Origin of the sequence: Micromonospora sp. WMMD736, from assembly GCF_049179015.1 — a bacterium.
Classification (GTDB): domain Bacteria; phylum Actinomycetota; class Actinomycetes; order Mycobacteriales; family Micromonosporaceae; genus Micromonospora.
This window is the reverse complement of sequence record NZ_JBMHMI010000001.1, coordinates 309328-332318: the sequence shown is the minus strand read 5'-3', so window position 1 is coordinate 332318 and position 22991 is coordinate 309328. Positions and strand designations below refer to the sequence as shown.

Below are 22991 nucleotides of genomic sequence, written 5' to 3'. Positions count from 1 at the left end.
GCGTTACCTTGCCATGGTCACACTCGTGTTGCCAAGGTCTTACCGCCATGTTGTGGCATCGTTATTCGCGCTTCAGGCGCGATACGTCCGACCAAAAAACCGTTGATCCGCACGGCCGCCGACGTGGTCAGCGCGGCGGGGTCTGCCGCCCGGCCAGCGGTCACCTTGAGCATGTTATCGATAACATGCTATGTTCCGCCAAGGAGTCGAGGGCACGTCCCTCCCGTTCGGAACCACCGGCACCTCGAAGGGCATCGGGTCCCACGACCCGGTCGACGGCTGGTGAGTTGTCCGAGCCACACCTGTCTGGCGTACGTCATTCCCGCGTCCCCGTACGCGGCTGTCCACCGTGACGTTTGCCCCGCAGGCAGCACCGTTGTCGACCCGTCGGACCGTCCCGGGCACCGCCGAATCCCGCCCGTACGGCCCCCGGCACCCCTCGCCGGTCGGGCAGCCCGACCTCGACTCCGCCGCCACCATTTGTCGAAAGGCAGGACCATGGACAAGATCCCCGACGAACGCGCACGGCGACCCCGGTTCCGGGGCCGTCGGGTGCTGGTGCCGCTCGCGGCCACCCTCGCGGCGGTCGCCGCGACGGTGGCGGTGACCTCCACCGCCAACGCCGGCACCACGCTGGGCGCCTCGGCGGCCGAGAAGGGCCGCTACTACGGTGCCGCGGTACCCGCCTTCAAGCTGTCCGACAGCCAGTTCGCTGGCATCGTGAACCGGGAGTTCAACCAGCTCACTCCCGAGAACGAGATGAAGTGGGACGCCACCGAGCCGCAGCAGGGTCGGTTCAACTACAGCGGCGGCGACCAGATCGTCGCCCACGCCCAGTCGCACGGCATGATCGTCCGCGGCCACACGCTGCTCTGGTACCAGCAGCAGCCGGGTTGGGCGCAGGGCATGTCCGGCACCGCGCTGCGCAACGCCGCGATCAACCACGTCACCCAGGTCGCCACCCACTACCGGGGCAAGATCTACGCCTGGGACGTGGTGAACGAGGCGTTCGCCGACGGCGGCAGCGGCGGCCGGCGCGACTCGAACCTGCAGCGCACCGGCAACGACTGGATCGAAGCGGCGTTCCGCGCCGCCCGCGCCGCGGACCCGGGCGCCAAGCTCTGCTACAACGACTACAACACCGACGGCATCAACGCGAAGTCCACCGGCATCTACAACATGGTGCGCGACTTCAAGTCCCGCGGCGTACCCATCGACTGCGTCGGCTTCCAGTCCCACCTCGGCACCACGGTGCCGGGTGACTACCAGGCCAACCTGCAGCGCTTCGCCGACCTCGGCGTCGACGTCCAGATCACCGAACTGGACATCGCCCAGGGCTCCAACCAGGCCAACGCGTACGCCCAGGTCACCCGGGCCTGCATGGCCATCCCGCGCTGCACCGGCATCACGGTGTGGGGCGTACGGGACAGCGACTCGTGGCGCAGTAACGACAACCCGTTGCTGTTCGACCGGTCGGGCAACAAGAAGGCGGCGTACACCTCCGTGCTCAACGCCCTCAACGCGGGCACCGGCACGCCGACCACGCCGCCGCCCACCACGCCGCCGCCGACCACTCCCCCGCCCACGACGCCGCCGCCGACCACCCCTCCGCCGACCACCCCTCCGCCCACCGGTAGCGGTTGCACCGCCTCGGTGTCGCTGAACTCCTGGAACGGTGGCTTCGTCGCGACGGTCAAGGTCAACGCCGGCTCGACCGCCCTGCGCGGCTGGACGGTCCGGATCACCCTGCCCTCGGGCGCCGCCGTCACCAACACGTGGAGCGCGCAGGCCAGCGGCTCCTCGGGCGCGGTGGACTTCCGCAACGTCGACTACAACGGCCAGGTCGGCGCGGGCGGCAGCACCGAGTTCGGTTTCCAGGGCACCGGCAGCGGTCCCTCCGGCACCCCCACCTGCACCGCGAGCTGATCCGTCCCCGCTCAGCTCACCCCCTGGGCACCCCCGGGGCGTCGCGGACCACCGCGCTGCCCCGGGGGTGTTCGCCGTATCCGGGCTCGGGACCCGCGTCAGGCGTCGAGGCAGGCGCGGACGGCGGCGGTGAGCCGGTTGGCGCGCTCGTCGCCCGCGCCGTACATCTGGTTGACCACGTAGCCGAACCCCACCTCGTGGTCCGCGTCGGCGAAGGCGAGGTTGCCGCCGGCCCCGTCGTGACCGAAGCTGCGCTCCCCCAGCAACGGCCGGGCCGGCTCGGAGTGCAGCAGGAAACCGGTACCCCAGCGCTGGCCGGTGTCGGGCGGGCCGTGCCGTTGCTGGCCCCGCGAGCGGACGACCACCGCGTCGTCGACCGATGCCGCGGTGAGCAGGGGGCCACCGCCCACGTCGGACACGCAGGCCGCGTAGAGGCGCGCGAGGCCGTCCGCGGTGCTCACCGCGCCCGCGCCCGGGACACCGGCGGCCTGGATGGCCGGGTCGTTGAAGCTGACCAGACCGTCGCCGTCGGCGGGGAAGGCGAACGCGCCACCCATCGTGATCCCCCGCTCGGCGACCCGGTCGACGAACGGATCGGCGTCCGGCGGTGGGGCCAGGTCCCAGGCGACGGTGTCCCGCTCGGCGGCGGGCAGCCCGAGCCAGGTACGCAGCCCCAGCGGGCGGGCCAGGGTGTCGTGGAGGTACGCGCCGGGGAGCTGACCGGTGACGCGGTGGATGACCTCACCGACGAGCCACCCGTACGTCATCGAGTGGTAGCTGTGCGCCGTACCCGGCTCCCACAGTGGGGTCTGCGCCTCGATCGCCGCGACGACCGGGTCCCACGCGAGCACCTCGTCGAGGGTCAGCGGCCGGTCCAGCGCCGGTAGGCCGGACTGGTGCGTGAACAGCCATCGCACCGGGATGTCGGCCTTGCCGTGCTGACCGAACTCCGGCCAGTAGCGCGTCACGGGCGCGTCGAGGTCGAGGCGACCCTGCTGCACCAGCAGGTACGCGCAGATCGCCAGGATCCCCTTGGTGCACGAGAAGACGACGGCCGGCGTGTGCGCCGTCCAGGGCCGCCCGGTGCGGGTGTCGGCCAGGCCGCCGTACAGGTCGACGACCCTGCGGCCCCGGACGTAGAGGGTGACCGCGGCGCCGACCTCACCGCGGGAGGTGAAGTTGTCGCGGAACGCGTCGGCGACGCGCCCGTAGCGCTCGTCGACGTCGCCGTGGATCTGCGGCTGCGTGGCCACTGCCTATCCCTTCAGTGAGCCCTGGATCAGGGCCTTGATGAACTGTCGCTGGAAAATCAGGAACACGATGAGGGTAGGGGTGAGGATCAGCAGCGAGCCGGCGCACAGCAGCACCAGGTCGGTGCCCCACTGGCCCTGGAACGCGCCGAGCGCTCCGGCCATCGTGCGTTTGGTGGCGTCGTCGACGAGCACGATCGCGAGCAGGAACTGGTTCCACGTCCAGAGGAACATCAGGATCGTCAGCGAGGCGATGGCCGGACGGGCCAGCGGCACCTGGACCCGCCAGAACAGCTGCCAGGTGCTGCTGCCGTCCACCCGGGCGGCCTCGGAGAGCTCGACCGGCACGTTGGTGAAGTGGGCGCGCATCCAGAACACGGCGAACGGCATGTAGAGGCCGATCAGCGGCAGGATGATCGCCCACCGGGTGTTGAGCAGGCCGAGGTCCTGCATCTGGTAGTAGAGCGGGGTGACGACGGCCTCGAAGGGCAGCGTGAGGCCGAGCAGCAGCAGACCGAAGACGAGTCGCCCGCCGGGCACCCGCAACTGGCCCAGCCCGAAGCCGGCCATGGTGGCGATGAGTACGGACACCGGTACGACGCCGGCCACGATGAGCAGGCTGGAGCGCAGCAGGGCGCCCATGTTGGCGGCGGTGAAGGCGTCGGCGAAGTTCCCCCACTGCGGGTCCGACGGCCAGGCGAGACCGTCTGGCACGGTGCCGCGCGGTTGCAGGGCGGCCGAGAGCATGCTCACGAACGGCAGCAGGGTCACCAGGATCAGGGCGACCAGGAAGACCCGTCCGGTCAGTTGCTCACGTCGGCTCAGGTTCACGGCTTCTCCCCCCGGGTCAGTCGCTGGATCGGCAGCACGAACGCCAACACCAGGAGCATCAGCACGACGGCGAGCGCCGAGGCCAACCCCACCTGACGCTGCGAGAAGGCGAGCCGGTAGATCTCCAGGCCGGGGACGGTGGTCTGCAGGCCCGGACCACCACTGGTGGAGATGTAGACGATGTCGAAGCTGGCCAGCGCCGCGATGATGGTCACCGTGAGGCAGACCCCGATCTCCTGGCGCAGGCTGGGCAGGGTCACCGCGAGGAACTCGCGGACCGGTCCCGCGCCGTCCAGCCGGGCCGCCTCGTAGAGCGCGGGATCGATCTTGCTCATGCCGGTCACCAGCAGGATCGTGCAGAGGCCGAGCAGGACCCATGCCCCGATCACCCCGACGGCGGGCAGCGCGGTGTCGAAGTCGCCCAGCCACGCGCGGGCCAGGCCACCCAGCCCGATGGCGCGCAGCACCTGGTTGACCAGCCCGTTGGTGGACAGCAGCCAACTCCACGCGATGCCGGCCGCCACCAGGGGGATGACCTGGGGCAGGAACAGGACCGTCCGGACCACGGTGCCGAACGCACCGGTGGTGATCCGGCGGACCATGCTCGCCACCAGCAGCCCGAGCGCGACCGGGATGAGGCTGAAGAAGACGATCAGGATGATCGCGTTGGCGATGATCTTCAGTAGGTCGCTGTCGGTGAACACCGTGACGTAGTTGTCCAGACCCGCCCAGCGGGCGACCCCGATCCCGTTCCAGTCGTAGAGCGAGTACTGGACGGTCAGGGCGAGGGGGCGCAGGACGAAGACCGCGTACATCACGAAGGCGGGCAGGACGAACAACCAGCCGGTCCCGGCCGCGCGGGCCCACCGGCGTCGGTGGGCCCGCGCGGACGCGGGACGGGCGGGACGACCCACGGACGACGCCTGGCCGTCCCGCCCGGGTGGTGCGCTGCCGAGGGCAGACGTCATCGGGACAGTTCCTTCTCGTACTCGGCCTGGACCGCCTTGACGTACCCCTCGGGCGTCTGCTGGCCGGCGATCAGCTTCTGCATCTCGGGCGTGATCGCGGCGGCGAAGATGCCACCCGTCGCGTTCGCGGTGAAGTCGACCGCGCCGTTCTCGGCCCCGAGCTGCTGCGCCGCCTTGAGGGTCTCGGCCAGCACGGTGTTCGGGGCGGCGGCCGGCACCGGAAGGTCGCTCGGGCCGCCCGGGCTGGAGCCGCCGACCGTCACGGCGATCTCCCGCGCCTTGGCGTTGGTGTGGACCCAGTTCAGGAAGAACGCGGCGGCGTCCGGGTTCTTGGCCTTGGCGGAGACGCCGAAGGTGTTGGGCGCGGACATCGCGACGTGCTTGGCGTCGGCGGCCTCGCCGGGGAACAGGAAGAAGCCCACGTTGCCCGGCATCGACTTGTCGAGGTTCGCCGACTCCCAGTCGCCGTTGAACATGAACAGGCCGTTGCCCTTCTGGAACTGCCCGACCATGCCCGCGTAGTCCAGGGCGTTGGCGTCCTTGGTGAAGTAGCCGGCCTGGGCCCACTTCTGGATTGTCTGGGTGGCCTTGAGCGCGGCCGGCGTGTCGAAGGTGGCCCCCGGCTTCTGGAAGATCCAGTCGGCCACCTGGGCCGGGTCGCCGAACTGGTTCTGCAGCGCCTGGTGCGGGAAGTTGATGCCCGCGGTGTTCTTGTTGAACTGCATGATCGGCTGGATGCCGCTGCTCTTCGCCTTCGCCAGCAACTGCTCGAACTCCGCGACCGTGGCCGGCGGCTGGGTCATGCCGACCTGGCTGGCCAGCTTCTTGTTGTAGAAGACTCCGGTGACGCTGTAGCCGAGCCCCATGCCGTAGAGCGAACCGGCGCCCCGGGTGCCCTCGCCCACGCGCAACTGCACGAGCTGCGAGGCGGGGAACTTGTCCCAGCCGTACGCGGTGACGTACGGGTCGAGGTTCTTGAGCAGGTCGTCCTTCACGAGGTCGACCATCGTGGGGAGCCGGATGATGTCGGGTGCGTTGTCCGAGGCCATCACCCGCGGCGCGTTCTCCACGATGACCGTGAACTGGTCCTCGCGGATGTTGAACGTGACGTTCGGGTGCTGCTTGGAGAACTCGTCGGCCAGCGCCTTGGCCAGCGGGAAGCCGGTCTCCGCGTACATCTGGAGGGTGACCGGCTCGGTGCCCAGCTCGGTCTTGACGGCGGCGTCCGAGCCGCCGGTCGACGACCGGTCGGCGCCCGGCGCGCTGCACGCCGTGGCGGCGAGCCCGAGCGCCAGTAGCGGCGCGAGGACCAGCGCGCCGCGTCGCGGGAATGTCATCAGCGTTTGTGCCATGTCATGACTCCTATGTTCCTCCGCGCGTCCCACGACCCATGGCCGCGCGACGGCTCCACCGGGACCTTCGCCACGGGCGAGCGGCCACGACACGTACGCCGTGACCGCCGCGCGCCGTCGCGCTCGCGTACCGACTCAGCAGCGCGACCGGCGGCGTCTCCCGACGCGCCAAAAGTGGTCGCTAAACTGATTTAGCAGAGCATGCGCGTGACACGGAAAGCTGTCAAGGAGAAGCCGGCAACGGTCTGGAAACATCGGGTTCACACCGCGCCCGACCCCGACCGGGGGCGGACTCCGGGCACCGACGCATCATGATGGGCAGGAGTGGAGCCCGTAACGCCGCGCCTGATTCGGAGGACTGATGGGCCGCAACAGAGCAACCCTGGCCGACGTCGCGCGGCGAGCCGGGCTGTCCAAGACCGCCGCGTCGATGGTGCTCAACGGCAGGGAGGGCACCCGACTCTCGGCCGAGGCGCACCAGCGCGTGTTCGCCGCCGCCGAGGAACTGGGCTACCGACCCAACCTCGCGGCGCGCAGCCTGCGTACCCGCAAGACCGGGACCATCGCGTTCGTCTCCGACATCGTCGCCACCACCCGCTTCGCCGGCGGCCTCATCCGCGGCGCGCTCGACGCGGCCCGGGAACGCGACCACGTGCTGCTCATCACCGAGACGCAGGGCGACGCCACCTTCGAGCAGTACGCCATCGAGGCGATGCTCGATCGGCAGGTCGACGGGGTGATCTACGCGGCGATGGCCACCCGCCGACTGACGGTGCCCCCGGCCATCCTCGGTGGCCCGGTGGTGCTGCTCAACGCCACCAGCTCGGACAGCCTGCCCTGCGTGCTGCCCGACGACGACCGGGCCGGTCGCGCCGTCGCCACCGCCCTGCTGGAGTACGGCCACCGCGACGCCATCGCGCTCATCGGCCGCAACCGGCTCAAGGAGGGCGACCCGGAGATCTCCCTCGCCGCCCGGGCCCGGCTGCACGGGATCCGGCAGACGCTGGGCGACGCGGGCGTCTCCCTCCTCGCGGAGTCCTTCTGCACCGAGTGGCTGCCCGAGCACGGCTACGCCGCCACCCGCGCTCTGCTGAACCGGCCCCAACGGCCCAGCGCCATCATCTGCATGAACGACCGGCTGGCGTTCGGCGCCTACCAGGCACTCGGCGAGGCGGGCCTGACCGTGCCGGACGACATCTCGGTGATCTCGTTCGACGACGACCCGATCGCCGCCTGGCTCCGCCCCAGTCTCGCGACCACCGCGCTCCCGCACGAGCAGATGGGGCGGCGCGCGGTCGAACTGCTCCTCGACGGCGGGGCCGCCGAACCGTCGCTCGTCGCGATGCCGCTGCGCCGCCGACGGTCCCTCGCGCCGCCCGCCCACTGATCCGGTCGCGCCCCTGCCGGGGAACGCTAAACCGGTTTAGTGCTAGGTTCCCCCTCATGCTTCAGCTCGCCGACCACTGGGTGTGGGACAGCTGGTACGCCCGCGACGACGACGAGCGCTGGCACGCGTACTTCCTGCGCGCGTCCCGCGCCCTGCACGACCCGCACCGCCGGCACCGCCGCGCCAGCATCGGTCACGCCGTCTCGACCGACCTGCGCACCTGGCAACTGGTCGCCGACGCCGTCGTCCCCGCGGACGGACCGGCGTGGGACGACCTGGCGACCTGGACCGGGTGCACGGTGCGCGGCCCGGACGGGCGGTGGTACCTCTACTACACCGGGGTCTCCCGGGCCGAGGACGGGCTCGTCCAACGGATCGGCCTGGCCGTCTCCGACGACCTGACCACCTGGCACCGACACGGCGACCAGCCGGTGGTGCAGGCCGACCCGACGTGGTACGAGCTGCTCGACACCGACCTGTGGTACGAGCAGGCGTGGCGCGACCCGTGGGTGTTCCCGGACCCGGACGGCGACGGCTGGCACATGCTCGTCACCGCACGCGCCGCCACCGGTCCGGCGGGCACGCGGGGCGTGGTCGGCCATGCCACCTCCCCCGACCTGCTCACCTGGACCGTCCGGCCGCCGCTGTCGACGCCGGTCGACTTCGGCCACCTGGAGGTGCCCCAGGTCGCGGTCGTGGACGGGCAGCCGCTGCTGCTGTTCTGCACCGACGCGACCACCGGTGCCCGGCGCGGCGACCACCGCATCTGGGTGGCGACCGGGCCGGGCGTACGCGGCCCGTGGGACGTCGCCGACGCCCGACCGGTCAGCCACCCACACCTGTACGCGCCGCGGCTCGTCCCGGGACCGGCGGACGGCTGGTCCCTCATCGGCTTCCTCGACCATGTCGACGGGGTGTTCGTCGGCGCGCTCAGCGACCCGATTCCGGTGCGCTACCACCCGTCGACCGGGCTGACCCTGCACCCGACGGAGACGGACGCGGTGAGCTGACCGCCGGTACCCGTATGCGACCGGCTCGACGGGCCGGACGACGACAGGTCCGGTCCGGGGCCGTGCCGCCCCGGACCGGACCTGCCGAGCTGTCAGCGCGATGTGGTCAGCGCCGGGTCCAGCGTTGGTTGGAGGCACCGGTGCAGTTCCAGAGGATCACCGTGGTGCCGTTGGCGGTCGCGTTGTTGTTGACGTCGAGACAGAGGCCCGACGACGCGACGCTGATCGTGCCGTTCGAGTTGAACGTCCACCGTTGGTTGGCGCCGCCGTTGCAGTCCCAGATCTGGACCTTGCTGCCGGCGCTGGCGTTGGTGGGCGCGTCCAGGCACTTGCCGAGCGCCTGGAGGGTCTGCCCGTTGACCGTCCACCGCTGGTTGGCGGCCCCGTTGCAGTCCCAGATCACCGGCTGGGTGCCGTTGGTGGTGTTGCTCTGCGGGACGTCGAGGCAGCGGCCGGAGGCGACGCTCGCCAGCGCGAAGGAGGAGGTCGGCGGCGGCGTGGTGGTCGGCGGCGGCGTGGTCGGCGGCGGGGTGCTGGTGTCGCCGCCACTGACCCGGTACACCACCGTGCCGTGCGCCGGCACGCTGGCGGAGATGGTGCCGGTGCTCGTGCTGGTGGTGTTGTTCCACGCGTCCAGCAGGGTGAAGGAGCTGCCGGACTTGCCGACCGCGGCGGCCGTGGTGGAGATCGTCGTGGTCGAGCCGCCCTGGTTGAACAGCGCGACGGCGACGTCACCGTTGGCCAGCCGCTTGGCGAGCACGCGACGGGTGCCGTCGAACGACACCTGGCTCCCCTGCAACCCGAGGGCGTCCTGGTTGATGGCGATCAGATTGGCGTTCTTGAGGATCGTCTGCGTGGCCGCGTTCATGTTGCGGACGTCGTTGCCGGCGATCAACGGCGACGCCATGATGGCCCACATCGCGAAGTGGCTGCGCATCTCGGTGTCGTTCATACCGCCCCGGCCGACCTCCATCATGTCCGGGTCGTTGAAGCCACCGGGACGGGCGTACGAGGCCAGCGGCACGGTCACGTTGATGATGTTCTGGATGCCCATCGGGTAGCCGTTGGTCTGCCCGGTGTCCCACGCGTTGGTGATGTCCTCGGTGGTGCGCCACATGTTGGCCACGTCGCCCCAGTTGCGCTGCGGGCCGGTCTTGGCGTGGATGCTGTTCGAGTTGATGCTGTAGACGATCGGCCGGCCGGTGGCGGCCAGCGCGTCCCGCATCTTGGCGAACGTGGTGACCTGGTCGTTGATGCTGCCCTCCGGCGAGCACCAGTCGTACTTGAGGAAATCGACGCCCCAGGCGGCGAACTGCCGGGCGTCCTGCGCCTCGTGTCCCCGGCTGCCGGTCGCACCGGGGTAGCTGTTGAAGTACTGGGCGCAGGTCTTGTCCACCGGCACCTGGTAGAGACCGAACTTCAGCCCACGGTCGTGCAGGTAGTCACCGAGCGCCTTCATCCCGCTCGGGAAGCGGGTCGGGTCACCCTGGAGGTTCCCGGAGCTGTCGCGGTTCGGGTTGAACCAGCAGTCGTCGACGACGACGTACTGGTAGCCGAGATCGCGCATTCCGCTGCTGACGATCGCGTCCGCCGTCTGCCGGATCAGCCCTTCGTTGATGTTGCAACCGAAGGAGTTCCAACTGTTCCACCCCATCGGGGGTGTCCGGGCGACGCCGTTCTCCAGCGCCTGCGCCCCGGGGGCCCGCAGGCCCACGAGGGCGGCGGCGACGAGGAGCCCAGCCGCCGCTGCCCGCCCCCAGTTGCGGGCTCGGATTCGCTTCATTCGGGAGCGTCCTTTCGATAGTGCCATCCACGGGGGACGGCAACCCGGATGAGGCGGGCACCGTCGTGTGCGCGACCACTGTTAGCGTTAACAGCAGACGCCGGTCATATTACGGAGCCGTTTCAACGAATTCAACTACTTCCATGTCTTGGCGCAATCGCCGACCGTCGGGGAGCGGCCACGGGGCAGCCCCGCCGGTCACGGTCGACCGACGGGAGCGCCCGCCTGGAACTGCCCGATGAACCGCCGCACCTCGCCACGTCTACCGGCGAACGGCGGGCTGCTGCTCGACGGGCGGACGACCTGGCGCTGGTCGGAGCGCACCCCGATGGCGCGGTCGCCCGCTGGGAGCCCCGGCCGGCGTGCGGCCGGCCGGGGCGAGCCCAGGGTCAGCCGCGCAACTGCCACTGCTGGTTCGTGCCGCCGTTGCATGACCATAGGATGAGCTTCGTGCCGTTCGCCGTGGCGGCGCCGTTCGCGTCCAGGCAGAGGCCCGACTGCACGCCGGTGATGGTGCCGTTGGCGTTGATGTTCCACTGCTGGTTGGCCTGGCCGTTGCAGTCCCAGATCACCACCTTGGTGCCGTTGGCGGTGCCCGCGCCGGAAGCGTCCAGGCACTTGTTGCCGTAGACCATCAGCTGCCGGCTGGCGGTGACCGTCCACCGCTGGTTGGCGGCCCCGCTGATGCAGTCCCAGAGCTGGGCCTGGGTGCCGTTGGTCGTGACCGATCCGCCGATCTCCGCGCAGCGGCCCGACTGGACGCCCACGAGCTGCCCGCTCTGCGGGTTGGTACTGCCGCCGCTCTCCACGCCGGCCGTCGCGATCACGGACTGCGCGCCCGACGGCCAGTTCCCGTTGGAGACCGTGACGTTGCTGTTGACCACGTTGCCCCGGTCGCCGTTCGTCACGTTGGTGCTGCCATTGGTGGACCAGTTGTTGGTGACGGTGAAGTTGCCCATGTTCTCCGCGTAGTAGTAGTTCGCGGTGGCCCAGGTGCCGGTGGAGGAGAACACGTTGTTGCGGGCGGTGTAGTAGCGCGAGCCCTCGTCGAAGTAGAGCCCGAACCAGCCGTTGGTCCGCAGGCAGTAGTTCTGGTTGATGGTCCCGCCCGGGTTCGCCGAGAGCGTGTAGATGCACCCACCGTCGGTCATCTGCTGCATCACGTCGTGCACGTAGTTGCCGATGACCTGGTTGTTCGACGCGGTGGTGGCCGTGGAGTAGCGCGGCTGGTAGTTGTAGAGGCCCCGGTTGGCGTAGTGCTGGCTGCCACCGGCGTCGTTGGCGCCCCAGCCGTAGCCGACCGACAGTCCGGTGTACGGCATGTTGTAGACCTCGTTGTGCGAGACCAGCGAGGTGCTCACGTAGGTGGTCAGGATCGACACCACACCCCGGTACTCCATGCCCAGGTCGTGCACGCGGTTGTTGCTGATGGTGACGTTCCGGTTGACCATCCGCTGGTCAGCGGGGTGGTGGGCGTCGGCGCGTACGCCGCCGACCACGATGCCGCCGGCCGAGTTGCGGGCGATCTCGGAGCGGGTGACCGTGATGTTGCTGGTGCCCAGGCCGACGCCGCTGGCGTGGGCGTTGGCGTCGTTGCCGATGCCGATGGCCGTCTGACCCAGGTTGACGAACTGGGAGTCGCTGAACGAGATGGTGTTGGCGGCCGAGACCTGCACGGCCGCGGGCATCTGGGCCCAGCTCGGCCGGGTGGCCTCGAACAGCGGGCAGCCCTCCTGGCAGGAGGTCAAGGCGTCGGACGGGCGGGCCCAGGTGCCGACGATGTGCGCGCCGGTCTGCTGGTCGGCGAAGCCGTTGCTGCTGCTCGGGCCGAGCCAGCTCGTGCCGGTGAAGGTGATGCCGCTGAACGAGATGTGATGCGCGGGCGCGTCGTACGTGCCGCCCACGTTGACCAGGGACTGGAGCTGCGGCAGCTCCACGCTCACACTGTTCATGTTCTGCCCCGCGAGCGGGATGTAGTTGAGCTGCCCGCTGCCCGGGTTGAGATACCACTCCCCCGCCGAGTCGAGGAACTCGTACGCGTTGGCCAGGTAGAACGGGCCGGCCCGGTGCGGACGGGACAGGGTGTCGAAGCCGAACGTGTTGTTGTTCCAGGCCGGCTGCTGCATCGTCAGGAAGTTTCCGCTGATGCTCTGCACGGGCGAGTACCGGTCGGTGAACGAACCGACGCTCTCCACCTCGACCCGGTTCTGGTTACCGACGTTGTTCAGGTAGCTCAACGCGCTGTTGCTGAACCGCATGCCGCTGGTGGTGAAGGTGAAGTCGGCGCGATTGACGGCGGTACGCGCCCGGGTGGCGATGGCGCCGTTGACGTAGAGCTGCCGGCTGTCCAACCCGGCGGGCACGCTGGCCCGCCAGATGTTCTTCGCCGAGTCGACGAGCGACCAGCCGGTGACCGCCCGCGCACCGCTGATCGTCGGACGGGCCGAGGGGGCCGCCCGCCAGATCACCTGGTAGCCGCCTGAGCCGGAGTCGGCCGCGGTCAGCCGCAGCGGCGAGGTGAGCCGGTACACGCCGTCGGCCAACTCCACGACGATGTCCCCGGACATCGAGCTGTTGAGCGTGCGTACCGCCGCCTGGGCGCCGGCCAGGGAGCACGGCTGGCTGGCGGAGCAGGTGCTGCCGCCGCCGGACGGGGACGCGTAGAGGGTGGTGGTCGCCGCGGCGGCCGGGGTGGCCGAGGCGGTGACGGCGACCAGTGCGGTCAGTGCCGCCGTGGCGGCGCCGGCGAGGAGCCGACGCGCCACGGCGATGGATGAGACGGACACGGGACGGTCTCCTGGGGTGTGGGGGTGGTGGTTAGCGCTAACACGGTGGACCTGCCGACGCCCGGTCAGGCGACGACCTTGCGGAGGTGGTGCAGGCCGTCGACGGCGAGGCGGTCCTGTGAGGGGGCCAGGGGCCGCCAGATCGACGCCGCGGTGGCGATGGTCTCGTTCTCGGCAGTGAAGGACTCGATGCAGACCGCGCCCCGGTAGCCGGTACCCCGCAGGACGGCGAAGAAGCGGGGCCAGTCGAAGTGGTCAGCGCCGGGCGCACCCCGGTCGGTGCCGCTGACCTGGACGTGCTTGATGTGCGGGCCGGCCAGCGCGAGGGCCCCGTAGGGGTCGGCCTCCTCGATGTTCATGTGGTACGTATCGATCATGATGCCGACGCTCGGGGGCAGACCGTCGATCGCCGCTATCGTCTGCTCGATGGTGTTGACCACGCTCGTCTCGTAGCGGTTCAACGCCTCGACACCGATGCTCACGCCACACTCCCCGGCCCGGTCGGCGACCGGCGCGAGCGCCCGCCGGAAGTCGGCGTAGCAGGCCGCGCGGGCCGCCGCCGACATCCGCCAGGTGCGCCCGACGGACGCGTACACCGGTCCGCCGACGCAGGGCGCGCCGACCGCCGCCGCGCTCGCCACACACCCCATGAGGTACGCGACGGTCGCGTCGACGACGGCCGGCGTGGCATCCACCAGGTCCCGCCCGGGCGGGGTGACCGCGCAGACCCCGGCAGCGACGAGGCCGTGCTCGGCGAGCAGGTCCCGCGTGCGGACCGGATCCCAGTCGCCCGGCTGCTCGATCGGCAGTTCGACCGCGTCGAACCCGAACGCGGCGATCCGCGGGATCAACCGGGCGAGGGCCTCGTCGTCGACCGGCGAGGCCCACACCCAGGGGTTGACGCCAATGGCGTACACCGCAACCTACTTCCAGCGCTGGGGATAGCCGGGCAGGTCACGGCAGCCGCACATCGCGTAGTGCAGCGGCGGCATGCTCGCGTCGAGGTACTGGTCCAGGTTGTCCTGGGTGATCGTGGGCTGCGGCAGCTTCCACGGGTTGGAGACCTGGGTGCCGTCGAGAATGCTCAGCGCCGCGATGATCGGCGTCCGCCACTGGTACGTCGGGTAGGTCGGCGCGATGGCGGTGAGCTTCTTGTCCTTCCAGAGCTTGAGGAAGTCGAGCTGGTCCTCGCCGTTCATCGGCGGTACGGGCTTGCCGGCGTCCTGGAACGCCTCGACCGCCGCCACGGCGACCGCCCCGGCGTCCATCCAGACCCCGTCGATCGTGCCGTACCGCTGGATGTAGTCGTTCACGATCTTCTTGGTCTTGGCGGGGTCGCCGTCGGTGAACTCGACGCCGACGACGTCGACCTTCGCCTTGTCCAGCGCGATCTTCGCGGCCGACCAGCGGGTTTCCAGGACGTCGACGCCGGGCAGGATGCGCAGCGCCAGCAGCTTGCCGCCGGGCTTCATCTTCTGGCTGACGAACTCCGCGCCGACGTGGCCGAAACCGTAGCCACCCACCGGGTTGATGAACGTCACCGGGCACGTGGTGTTGACGCCCCGGTCGAAGACGACCACCGGCAGACCGGCCTTGCAGGCCGCCTCGACGGCCGGGGTGAGCGTGGCGGTGGTGTTCGGCGACACGATGAGCGCGTCGCAGCTCTTGCCGAGCAGATCGTTGATGTCGGCGATCTGCTTCTGGTCCTTGCCCTCGGCGTCGACGTGCACGAACTCGCTGATGCGGGACTTCTGCGCCTCGACCTCGGCCTGCATGGTCTTGAACCCGACCTGCCGCCACGGGTTGTTCAGCGCCGCGTTGGAGAAGCAGATCTTGTGCGGACCGGCCTTCTTGAACTTCGCGGTGTCCACCATCTTCGGGTTGAGCACCTGCTCCCACGGCTTGTCGGCCGGGCCCGTCGGGGCGGCGTCCAGCAGCGCGAGTTCATTGTCGTAATCGGCCTGCACGAAGAACTTGGACTGCTCGCCGGTGCCGGACCCGGCGGCGGCGGACGCGCTGCCGGACGGGGACGCGGTCGGCTCGTCCGTGGCGCACCCGGCGACTGCCAGCGTCAGCACACCGGCCGCGGCCAGGGCGGTCATGGATCTTCTCATCGAATCACCTTTATCTTGAGGAGGAGGAACGCGAAGCCGAGACCGCCACGGCGAGCAGGATGATCACGCCTTGGACGGTCGATCTGAGGGCACCGGAGACGCCGGTGAAGTTCATCAGCGCGAAGAGCGTCTCGAGGGTCAGCGCGCCGAGCATCGCCCCGACGACCGAACCGCGACCGCCGCCGAGGGCGACCCCGCCGAGCACGACCGCGGTGATCGCGGCGAACTCCAGGCCGACGCCGGCCTGGAAGGACACCCCGCTGTACCCGCCGAGCAGGATCGCCGCGACCGCCGCCGCGACACCGCTGAGCACGAACGCGAGCGTCTTGGTGAGACCGACGCGTACGCCGCTCAACTCGGCGGTGCGCGGATTGTCCCCGACGGCGACGAGCGTGCGGCCGAAGTCCGAGCGCGTCAGCACGACGGCGATCGCGGCGACGACCACCAGCACGAGCAGCGCGTACGGGATCCGGCCGAGCAGCGGCACGTCCTCGATGGCCCGTCGGCCGAACCGGCGGAACTCCTCCGAGAGGCCGCCCTTCGGCGCACCGTCGGACCACAGGTAGACGGCGCCGACGAGGATCAGGAACATGCCGAGGGTGGTGATGAAGGACGGCACCCGCAGCACGGTGGTGACCAGACCGTTGACCAGCCCGACGAACGCGCCGCCGACGAGCAGCAACGCGACCACCGGCCAGGTGCGCGACGGGTCACTGTCGATGAGGCGGGCGGCGACGACGACCTGCGCCGTGACCAGGGAGCCCACCGAGAGGTCGAACTCCCCGCTGACGATCACGAAGTACTGACCCGCGGCGAGCAGGATGATCGGCGCGGAGCGACCCAGGAACGACATCAGCGACCCGGGGGCCAGGAAGTCGGGTTGGACGAACGCGATGATGATCAGCAGCACCGCCAGGAGCGCGGCGATCGGCGCGATCCCGTCGGGGCGGATCCGGAGGGTGAGCGGACGGCGCTCGGCGACCCGCATGGTCAGGATCCCGCCTTTCGCATGGCCCGTCGGGCGTAGACGGCGACCGCGGCGATGATGATCACGCCACGGATCACCTGCTTGAAGAACGCGTCGACCTCGAGCTGGTTGAAGACCGCGTCGATGCTGGCGAGCAGCAGCACGCCGCCGATCGTGCCGAGCACGCCCCCGCGCCCGCCCGCGAGGGCGGTGCCGCCGAGGACCACCGCGGCGATGGACTCCAGGTCGTAGAGCCCCTCGGTGCCGACCCGTGGGGCGCCGGAGCCGAGTCGGCTGGCCAGGTAGACGCCGGCCAGCCCGGCACCGAGGGAGCACAGCACGTGGGCGGTGACGAGGACCCGGTCGTTGCGGACGCCGGAGAGCCGGGCGACCTCCGGATCACCGCCGACGGCGACCAGGTGGTGGCCGAACCGGGTACGCGAGAGCGCGAACCAGGCCGCCGCGGTCACGGCGAGCAGCAGCAGGAACGACACCGGCACCGGACCGACCCGCTGGTAGCCGAGGGTCTGGACGAGGGCGGGGGCGCTCTCGCCGGCCGGGCCGTCGTAGCCGTTGTCGAGGTATCCCTTGAGCAGCAGTCCGACACCGAGGGTCGCGATGAACGCGTTGATCCGCAGCTTGGTGACCAGCAGCCCGTTGAGCAGTCCCACGCCGGCGCTGACCGCGAGCGCCAGCCCGATCGCCGGAAGCAGGGCGCCGTCGCTGCCGTTCATCGCCTCGGCCGCCACCAGGGTGCTGAGGCTGATCACGTACGCCACGGAGAGGTCGAGGGACCCACCGAGGATGACCAGCGTCTGCCCGACGGCGACGAGCCCGAGGCCGGCGGCGACGTGCAGCAGACTGACCGTCGTCGACTGGTTGAAGAGCTGACCGCCGTCGAGCGTGACGATCAGCCAGCCGACGACGAGGGTGAGGGCGAGGGCCACGTACACGCCCGGCACGGCACGGCGGGCCGGACGCAGCGACAGGGCGGTCATGAGACGACCTCCGGGACGGCGGTGCCGACGGCCAGGGCGACGACGTCCTCTTCGCTCGCGGCGGCGGGCAGCTCGCCAGCGATCCGGCCGTCGCGCAGGACGACGATCCGGTCGCTCATGCCGAGCAGCTCGGGCAGCTCCGACGAGATCATCAGGACTGCCGCGCCGTCGCTGGCGAGGCGGCGGACGAGGTCGTGGATGGCGGACTTCGCCCCCACGTCGATGCCCCGGGTCGGCTCGTCGAAGATCAGGATCCGTGGTTTCAGCGCGAGCCACCGGGCCAGCACGACCTTCTGCTGGTTGCCGCCGGACAGGAAGCGGATCTCCTGATCGTCGCCGGCCGCGCGGACCTCCACGGCGGCGAGCAGCTCGCGTACCCGTGCGGTGCGGGCGGCCCGGCCGGACCGCGTCGCGAAGGCGGCCCGACTGGCCAGCAGCGCGTTGTCGAGCACCGACTGCCGTGCCACGATGCCCTCGCCCTTGCGGTCCTCGGTGACGTACGCGATGCCGGCCCGCATGGCGGCGCGCGGTGAGCGCAGCCGCACCGGTTCGCCGTCCAGCTCGACGACGCCGGTCGTGAACGGCGCCACGCCGAAGAGCGCCCGGGCGAGCGCGGATCGTCCGGAGCCCTGTAGGCCGCCGACGCCGAGCACCTCGCCGGCACGCAGCTCGAGGTCCACTCCCCGCAGCTTGCGGTTGCCCCCGCCGCGGACGGTGAGTCGTACCGGCCCACGGTCGTCGGGGCCGGCCCGGTCGGGGTAGTAGCTGGACAGTTCGCGGCCGACCATGTGCCGGACCAGCTCGTCGGCGGTCGTGCCCGCCGTGTCCACGGTGGTCACCCGGCGACCGTCCTTGAGGACCGTGATCCGGCTGGACAGGTCGAAGACCTCGGTGAGCCGGTGCGAGACGTACAGCAGTCCGATACCGCGTTCCTGGAGCCGACGTACCAGCCCGTAGAGCAGCTCGACCTCCTGGTCGGCCAGCGCCGCCGTCGGTTCGTCCATGATGAGCAGTCGCGCGTCCAGGGCGAGCGCCTTGGCGATCTCGACGACCTGCTGCTGGGCGACGCCGAGCCGCCCGACCCGGGCGTCGGCCGGCAGGGCGGTCTCGCCGATCGAGGTGAGGAGTTCGCGGGTGCGGTCGAGCATCGCGCGGCGGTCGACCAACCCACGCCGGAGGGGTTCGTGGCCCAGGTAGACGTTCTCCGCGACGGTGCGCTCGGGCAGGAGGTTGAACTCCTGGTGGATGATGCCGACGCCGGCGCGCTGCGCGTCGCGCGGGCCGTGGAACGTGCGCGGTTGACCGGCGAACTCGACGGTGCCCTCGTCCGGGGCGTACCCGCCCGAGACGATCTTCATGAGCGTCGACTTCCCGGCGCCGTTCTCGCCGACGACGGCGTGCACCTCACCCGGTGCGACGTCGAGGTCGACATCGCCGAGAACGCGCACGCCGAGGAAGGACTTACCGATGCCCCGCAGCGCCAGCAGCGGTGCCGGTGGTGGATCTGACATCCCGATAGCCCTTACAGATAGTAGTCAACGACGGGGTCGACACAACGGCTGGTAGGCCGGCCGACGCGCTGAGCGACGCACTTTCGCAGGCTGCTGCAGAACTTGCGTTTTTATGGTGCAAACATTTCCTTGACATCGAGGAAACATCACACGTATGAAGATAGATGTTTGGATGCGGGTCCGCAATCCTCGATCTGCGGCGACTGCCAGGCCCGGCACTCGATCGGCACGAGTGTCGTCCCGGACGAGTCAGACCCGACCGCCCCTACCGAGGGGTAACATCAGACGCTCGATGTTGCATTGACAGTCTTCGATTGATCCCCCATCCTGACCTCGCAGACCATGGACGAGATCACAGCCCACATCACGCTGTGTGACATCCAGCGGGGCTGACTGCCGTTTCGGCGGACGGCACGACGACCGCGACCAGCACACCCGTGGCTCTCGCGCGCCCAGGCACGACCTGGCGCGCTGTCGGCCCGTGCGCGCAATCGGAGTTGCCCGCCCAGACCAAGGAGACGGCATGCGTCGCCCCACAATGATCATCGGATTGATCGTCGGACTGTTGGTGGCCCTCGGCCTGGCCCCGCCAGCGTCGGCCGCCCCGGCGTTCCGCGCCCTGTTGTTCACCAAGACCGCCGGCTACCGGCACGACTCGATCCCCGCCGGCATCTCGATGTTCCAGCAGCAGGCCGCCGCGAACAACTTCGAGCTGGTGGCGACCGAGGACTCGAGCGTCTTCACGGCCGCCAACCTCGCCACCTTCGACGTCGTCATCATGTTCCAGACCTCCGGCATGGTCTGGACCTCGGCCGCCCAGCGCCAGGCCATCGAGGGCTACCTCGCCAGCGGCAAGGGCATCGTCGGCGTGCACAACGCCACCGACATGGGTATCGAAGCCGAGTACCCGTGGTGGGACCAGATGATGAACGGCGGCGCCCACATGCCCGAGCACTCCCCCGGAGTGCTCCCCGGCACCGCCATCGTCGCCGACAAGCAGCACCCGTCGACGGTCGGCCTGCCGGACCGCTGGAACCGCAGCGAGGAGTGGTACAACTTCGACTCCAACCCGCGCGGCAACGTGCACGTCCTGGTGACGGCCGACGAGCGCACGTACAACCCGGGTTCACGGGCGATGGGCCCGGACCACCCGATCTCGTGGTGCCGCAACACCGGCGGCGGCCGGGTGTGGGCCACCGCGATGGGCCACGCCATCGAGTCGTACAGCGAGACGAACTTCCGCAACCACGTCCTCGGCGGCGTCAAGTGGGCCGCCGGCAACGTGCCCGGCGACTGCGGCGGCACCGTCTGGGGCAACTTCGAGAAGCGCACCCTGGACGACAACACCGCCGACCCGATGGCGCTGGCCGTACTGCCCGACAAGCGGGTGCTCTACGTCCAGCGCGGCGGCCAGGTGAAGATCTTCAAGCCGAGCACCAACAGCACCGTCACCGCCGCCACGCTGAGCGTCTACACCGGCGGTGAGGACGGCCTCACCGGCGTCGCGATCGACCCGGCGTTCGCCAGCAACGGGTACGTCTACCTGTACCACTCACCGGCGAGCAGCTCGACCGACGTCAACCGGGTGTCCCGCTACACGCTCTCCGGTGACACCCTCAACCTGTCCACCGAGGCCCGGATCATCGACATCCCCGCGTACCGGGACCGGACCTTCGCCGAGCCCGGGCACACCGGCGGCTACATCGAGTTCGGCCCGGACGGCAACCTCTACATCGGAACCGGCGACGACACCCCGCCCAACCTCGACCCCAACTGGCAGGGTTACGCACCGCTGGACTGGCGGTCCGGCAAGTCCAACCTGGACGCCGCCCGCTCCGCCGGCAACACCAACGACCTGCGCGGCAAGCTGCTGCGCATCAAGCCCTCGGCCAGCGGCGGGTACACCATCCCGTCCGGCAACCTCTACCCCCAGGGCACCGCGCAGACCAAGCCCGAGGTGTACGCCATGGGCTTCCGCAACCCGTTCCGCTTCTCGATCGACCCGGCCACCGGCTGGGTCTACCTGGCGGACTACGGGCCGGACCGCAACCCGCCGACGACCAACCGCGGTCCGGAGGGTCTCGTCGAGCTGAACGTGATCAAGGCGGCCGGTAACTACGGCTGGCCGTTCTGCCACGGCAACAACCAGCCGTACGCGCCGTTCAACCCGGACACCGGCGTCGTCGGGGCGAAGTTCAACTGCAGCGCGCCGGTCAACAACTCGCCGAACAACACCGGCCTGGTCAACCTCAAGCCGGTCGTCTCGCCGAACATCTGGTACGGCTACCCGGCTTCGACGACCTTCCCCGAGCTGGGCTCCGGCGGGTCGGCCCCGATGGGCGGCCCGGTGTACCGGTACGACGCGAACAACCCGTCGGCGACGAAGTTCCCGCCGTACTACGACGGCGTGCACTTCTTCTACGAGTGGGCGCGCAACTACGTCAAGGAGGTCCACTTCGACTCCTCGACGGCGGTCACCCGGACGAACCCGTTCCTGCCCGGCGGCAACTTCAACAAGCCCATGGACATGGAGTTCGGCCCGGACGGTTCGCTGTACCTGCTGGAGTGGGGCTCGAACTTCGGCGGCGGCAACAACGACTCCGGGCTCTACCGGATCGACTACATCCAGGGCGGCCGGTCACCGATCGCGAAGGCCGTCGGCACGCCGACCAGTGGCACCGCCCCGCTGACCGTCCAGTTCAGCAGCGCCGGCACCATGGACCCCGACCCCGGCAACACGCTGAGCTACCAGTGGACGTTCGGTGACGGTGGCACGTCGACGTCCGCGAACCCGACGTACACCTACACGACCAACGGCAACTACACCGCGCAGCTGAAGGTCACCGACAACACCGGCAAGACCGGCTTCGCCAACGTGCAGATCACGGTCGGCAACACCGCCCCGGTGGTCACCATCACCGTGCCGCCCAACGGTGGCATGCTGAACTTCGGCGACAAGGTCTCGTACACGGTCAGTGTCTCCGACCCGGGCGGCGCGGCCATCGACTGCACCAAGGTGTTCGTCAACCCGGCCCTCGGCCACGACGACCACGCCCACGAGACCACCGAGTACCCGGGCTGTTCGGGCACCATCTCCACGGACCTGCTCGGTGGACACCCCGAGGGCGCGAACCTGTACTACGTGCTCAACGCCCGCTACACCGACAACGGTGGCTCGGGTGGCGCGGCGCCGCTGACCGGCTACGCGACGGCGATCCTGCAACCGAAGCACAAGCAGGCCGAGTACTTCAGCAGCCAGTCGGGCATCCGGGTCGTCGACCAGAGTGCCGCGGAGAGCGGTAAGCGCGTCGGCGACATCTCCAACAACGACTGGGTGGCGTTCAACCCGATGAGCCTGTCGGGCATCAGCACCGTCAGCTACCGGCTGTCGTCGCCCAGCGGCGGCGGAAGCATCGAGCTGCGGGCCGACTCGCCGACCGGCACCCTGCTGGCCACCACGGCCGTACCGAGCACCGGCGGCTGGGACAACTACCAGTCCACGGCGGCGACGAACGTCGCGGCCCTGTCCGGGACGCACACCCTCTACATGGTGTTCAAGGGCAGCTCGTCCAACTGGTTCGACCTCGACGCGTTCACTTTCGGCGGCAACGGCGTGGGGGTCCCCGGCAGCGATCCCGGCACCGGTACCGGCGTGGCCGGGAAGACCTGGACGCTCACGGCCCAGCACAGCGGCAAGCTGATGGACGTCAGCGGTGTCTCCACGGCCGACGGCGCCCAGGTGGTGCAGTGGGCGGCCACCGGCGGCAACAACCAGAAGTGGCAGGCGGTGGACGCCGGCAACGGCGCCGTCTACCTCAAGGCGGTGCACAGCGGTAAGTGCCTCGACGTCGTCGGAGGCTCGACCGCGCAGGGCGCCTTCCTGCAGCACACCACCTGCAACAACTCCAACCAACAGAAGTTCACCGTGACGGCGACCAGCACCACCGGTGTCTACACGGTCAAGAGCGCGCTGAGCGGGCTCTGCGTGGACGTCAACGGTGCCTCGACCGCCGACGGGGCCCGGCTGCTGCAGTGGGGCTGCCACAGCGCCGCCAACCAGCAGTGGCGGTTCACCCAGGTGTAGCGCAGAACGAAGCGCCGGCCACCC

At 70.0% G+C, this 22991-nt stretch carries 16 protein-coding genes; 4 read left to right on the top strand and 12 right to left on the bottom strand.

The genetic code is table 11. The features are described from left to right. Positions 1-17 precede the first annotated feature (17 nt). Positions 18-173 (bottom strand): hypothetical protein, encoded by a 156-nt coding sequence (locus tag ACN269_RS01185; RefSeq protein ID WP_421470558.1) that lies wholly within the window; start codon positions 171-173, stop codon positions 18-20. 325 nt (positions 174-498) lie between these two features. Between ACN269_RS01185 and ACN269_RS01180 the strand changes: the two genes are divergently transcribed. Next, positions 499-1926, top strand: coding sequence for an endo-1,4-beta-xylanase (locus ACN269_RS01180; protein ID WP_421470557.1), 1428 nt, complete (start codon positions 499-501; stop codon positions 1924-1926). A gap of 98 nt (positions 1927-2024) precedes the next feature. On the opposite strand, the gene ACN269_RS01175 is transcribed toward ACN269_RS01180, so the two are convergent. The 4 genes from ACN269_RS01175 to ACN269_RS01160 are packed head-to-tail and all read right to left on the bottom strand — an operon-like array spanning position 2025 to position 6327. Beyond that, entirely contained in the window at positions 2025-3179 is a 1155-nt protein-coding gene (locus tag ACN269_RS01175; protein ID WP_421470556.1) for a serine hydrolase domain-containing protein, read from the bottom strand. 3 nt (positions 3180-3182) lie between these two features. Further along, on the bottom strand, positions 3183-4007 hold the full coding sequence (locus ACN269_RS01170) for a carbohydrate ABC transporter permease (protein ID WP_421470555.1): 825 nt from the start codon (positions 4005-4007) through the stop codon (positions 3183-3185). After that, positions 4004-4975, bottom strand: a complete 972-nt coding sequence (locus ACN269_RS01165; protein WP_421470554.1) for a carbohydrate ABC transporter permease — start codon at positions 4973-4975, stop codon at positions 4004-4006. The genes ACN269_RS01170 and ACN269_RS01165 overlap by 4 nt, the downstream gene beginning before the upstream one ends. Continuing rightward, positions 4972-6327 (bottom strand): ABC transporter substrate-binding protein, encoded by a 1356-nt coding sequence (locus tag ACN269_RS01160; protein ID WP_421470553.1) that lies wholly within the window; start codon positions 6325-6327, stop codon positions 4972-4974. The genes ACN269_RS01165 and ACN269_RS01160 overlap by 4 nt, the downstream gene beginning before the upstream one ends. A 361-nt stretch (positions 6328-6688) precedes the next feature. Here ACN269_RS01160 and ACN269_RS01155 point away from each other — a divergent pair, with 361 nt between their 5' ends. Together ACN269_RS01155 and ACN269_RS01150 are read left to right on the top strand one after the other, a co-directional pair. Beyond that, positions 6689-7714, top strand: a complete 1026-nt coding sequence (locus ACN269_RS01155) for a LacI family DNA-binding transcriptional regulator (protein WP_421470552.1) — start codon at positions 6689-6691, stop codon at positions 7712-7714. 56 nt (positions 7715-7770) lie between these two features. Next, the gene (locus tag ACN269_RS01150; RefSeq protein ID WP_421470551.1) at positions 7771-8724 is read left to right on the top strand and encodes a family 43 glycosylhydrolase; all 954 of its coding nucleotides are present in this window, start codon (positions 7771-7773) and stop codon (positions 8722-8724) included. Positions 8725-8830: 106 nt separating this feature from the next. Here the strand turns inward: ACN269_RS01150 and ACN269_RS01145 are convergent, their stop codons facing one another. The 7 genes from ACN269_RS01145 to ACN269_RS01115 all read right to left on the bottom strand — a co-directional run bounded on the left by ACN269_RS01145 (position 8831) and on the right by ACN269_RS01115 (position 18883). Further along, on the bottom strand, positions 8831-10507 hold the full coding sequence (locus ACN269_RS01145; protein WP_421470550.1) for a glycoside hydrolase family 27 protein: 1677 nt from the start codon (positions 10505-10507) through the stop codon (positions 8831-8833). 389 nt (positions 10508-10896) lie between these two features. After that, positions 10897-13293, bottom strand: a complete 2397-nt coding sequence (locus tag ACN269_RS01140) for a ricin-type beta-trefoil lectin domain protein (protein WP_421470549.1) — start codon at positions 13291-13293, stop codon at positions 10897-10899. A 65-nt stretch (positions 13294-13358) separates the two neighbouring features. Continuing rightward, positions 13359-14210: a sugar phosphate isomerase/epimerase family protein gene (locus tag ACN269_RS01135; protein WP_421470548.1), complete on the bottom strand. Its 852-nt coding sequence runs from the start codon at positions 14208-14210 to the stop codon at positions 13359-13361. Positions 14211-14216: 6 nt separating this feature from the next. Beyond that, complete coding sequence (locus tag ACN269_RS01130) at positions 14217-15407, bottom strand: substrate-binding domain-containing protein (RefSeq protein ID WP_421470547.1); 1191 nt, start codon at positions 15405-15407, stop codon at positions 14217-14219. Between the two features lie 10 nt (positions 15408-15417). Beyond that, complete coding sequence (locus ACN269_RS01125; RefSeq protein ID WP_421470546.1) at positions 15418-16395, bottom strand: ABC transporter permease; 978 nt, start codon at positions 16393-16395, stop codon at positions 15418-15420. A 2-nt stretch (positions 16396-16397) separates the two neighbouring features. Further along, positions 16398-17372, bottom strand: coding sequence for an ABC transporter permease (locus tag ACN269_RS01120; RefSeq protein WP_421470545.1), 975 nt, complete (start codon positions 17370-17372; stop codon positions 16398-16400). Further along, the gene (locus ACN269_RS01115) at positions 17369-18883 is read right to left on the bottom strand and encodes a sugar ABC transporter ATP-binding protein (RefSeq protein WP_421470544.1); all 1515 of its coding nucleotides are present in this window, start codon (positions 18881-18883) and stop codon (positions 17369-17371) included. Before ACN269_RS01115 ends, ACN269_RS01120 begins: the two co-directional genes overlap by 4 nt. A gap of 523 nt (positions 18884-19406) precedes the next feature. On the opposite strand from ACN269_RS01115, the gene ACN269_RS01110 reads away from it, so the two are divergent. After that, entirely contained in the window at positions 19407-22967 is a 3561-nt protein-coding gene (locus tag ACN269_RS01110) for a ThuA domain-containing protein (RefSeq protein ID WP_421470543.1), read from the top strand. The last annotated feature ends 24 nt before the right edge of the window (positions 22968-22991 follow it).

Coding starts and splice junctions, on each gene's coding strand:
- ACN269_RS01185 (WP_421470558.1), bottom strand. CDS start 173: ATGCTCAAGGTGACCGCTGGCCGGGCGGCAGACCCCGCCGCGCTGACC.
- ACN269_RS01180 (WP_421470557.1), top strand. CDS start 499: ATGGACAAGATCCCCGACGAACGCGCACGGCGACCCCGGTTCCGGGGC.
- ACN269_RS01165 (WP_421470554.1), bottom strand. CDS start 4,975: ATGACGTCTGCCCTCGGCAGCGCACCACCCGGGCGGGACGGCCAGGCG.
- ACN269_RS01160 (WP_421470553.1), bottom strand. CDS start 6,327: ATGGCACAAACGCTGATGACATTCCCGCGACGCGGCGCGCTGGTCCTC.
- ACN269_RS01155 (WP_421470552.1), top strand. CDS start 6,689: ATGGGCCGCAACAGAGCAACCCTGGCCGACGTCGCGCGGCGAGCCGGG.
- ACN269_RS01150 (WP_421470551.1), top strand. CDS start 7,771: ATGCTTCAGCTCGCCGACCACTGGGTGTGGGACAGCTGGTACGCCCGC.
- ACN269_RS01145 (WP_421470550.1), bottom strand. CDS start 10,507: ATGAAGCGAATCCGAGCCCGCAACTGGGGGCGGGCAGCGGCGGCTGGG.
- ACN269_RS01130 (WP_421470547.1), bottom strand. CDS start 15,407: ATGAGAAGATCCATGACCGCCCTGGCCGCGGCCGGTGTGCTGACGCTG.
- ACN269_RS01125 (WP_421470546.1), bottom strand. CDS start 16,395: ATGCGGGTCGCCGAGCGCCGTCCGCTCACCCTCCGGATCCGCCCCGAC.
- ACN269_RS01120 (WP_421470545.1), bottom strand. CDS start 17,372: ATGACCGCCCTGTCGCTGCGTCCGGCCCGCCGTGCCGTGCCGGGCGTG.
- ACN269_RS01115 (WP_421470544.1), bottom strand. CDS start 18,883: ATGTCAGATCCACCACCGGCACCGCTGCTGGCGCTGCGGGGCATCGGT.
- ACN269_RS01110 (WP_421470543.1), top strand. CDS start 19,407: ATGCGTCGCCCCACAATGATCATCGGATTGATCGTCGGACTGTTGGTG.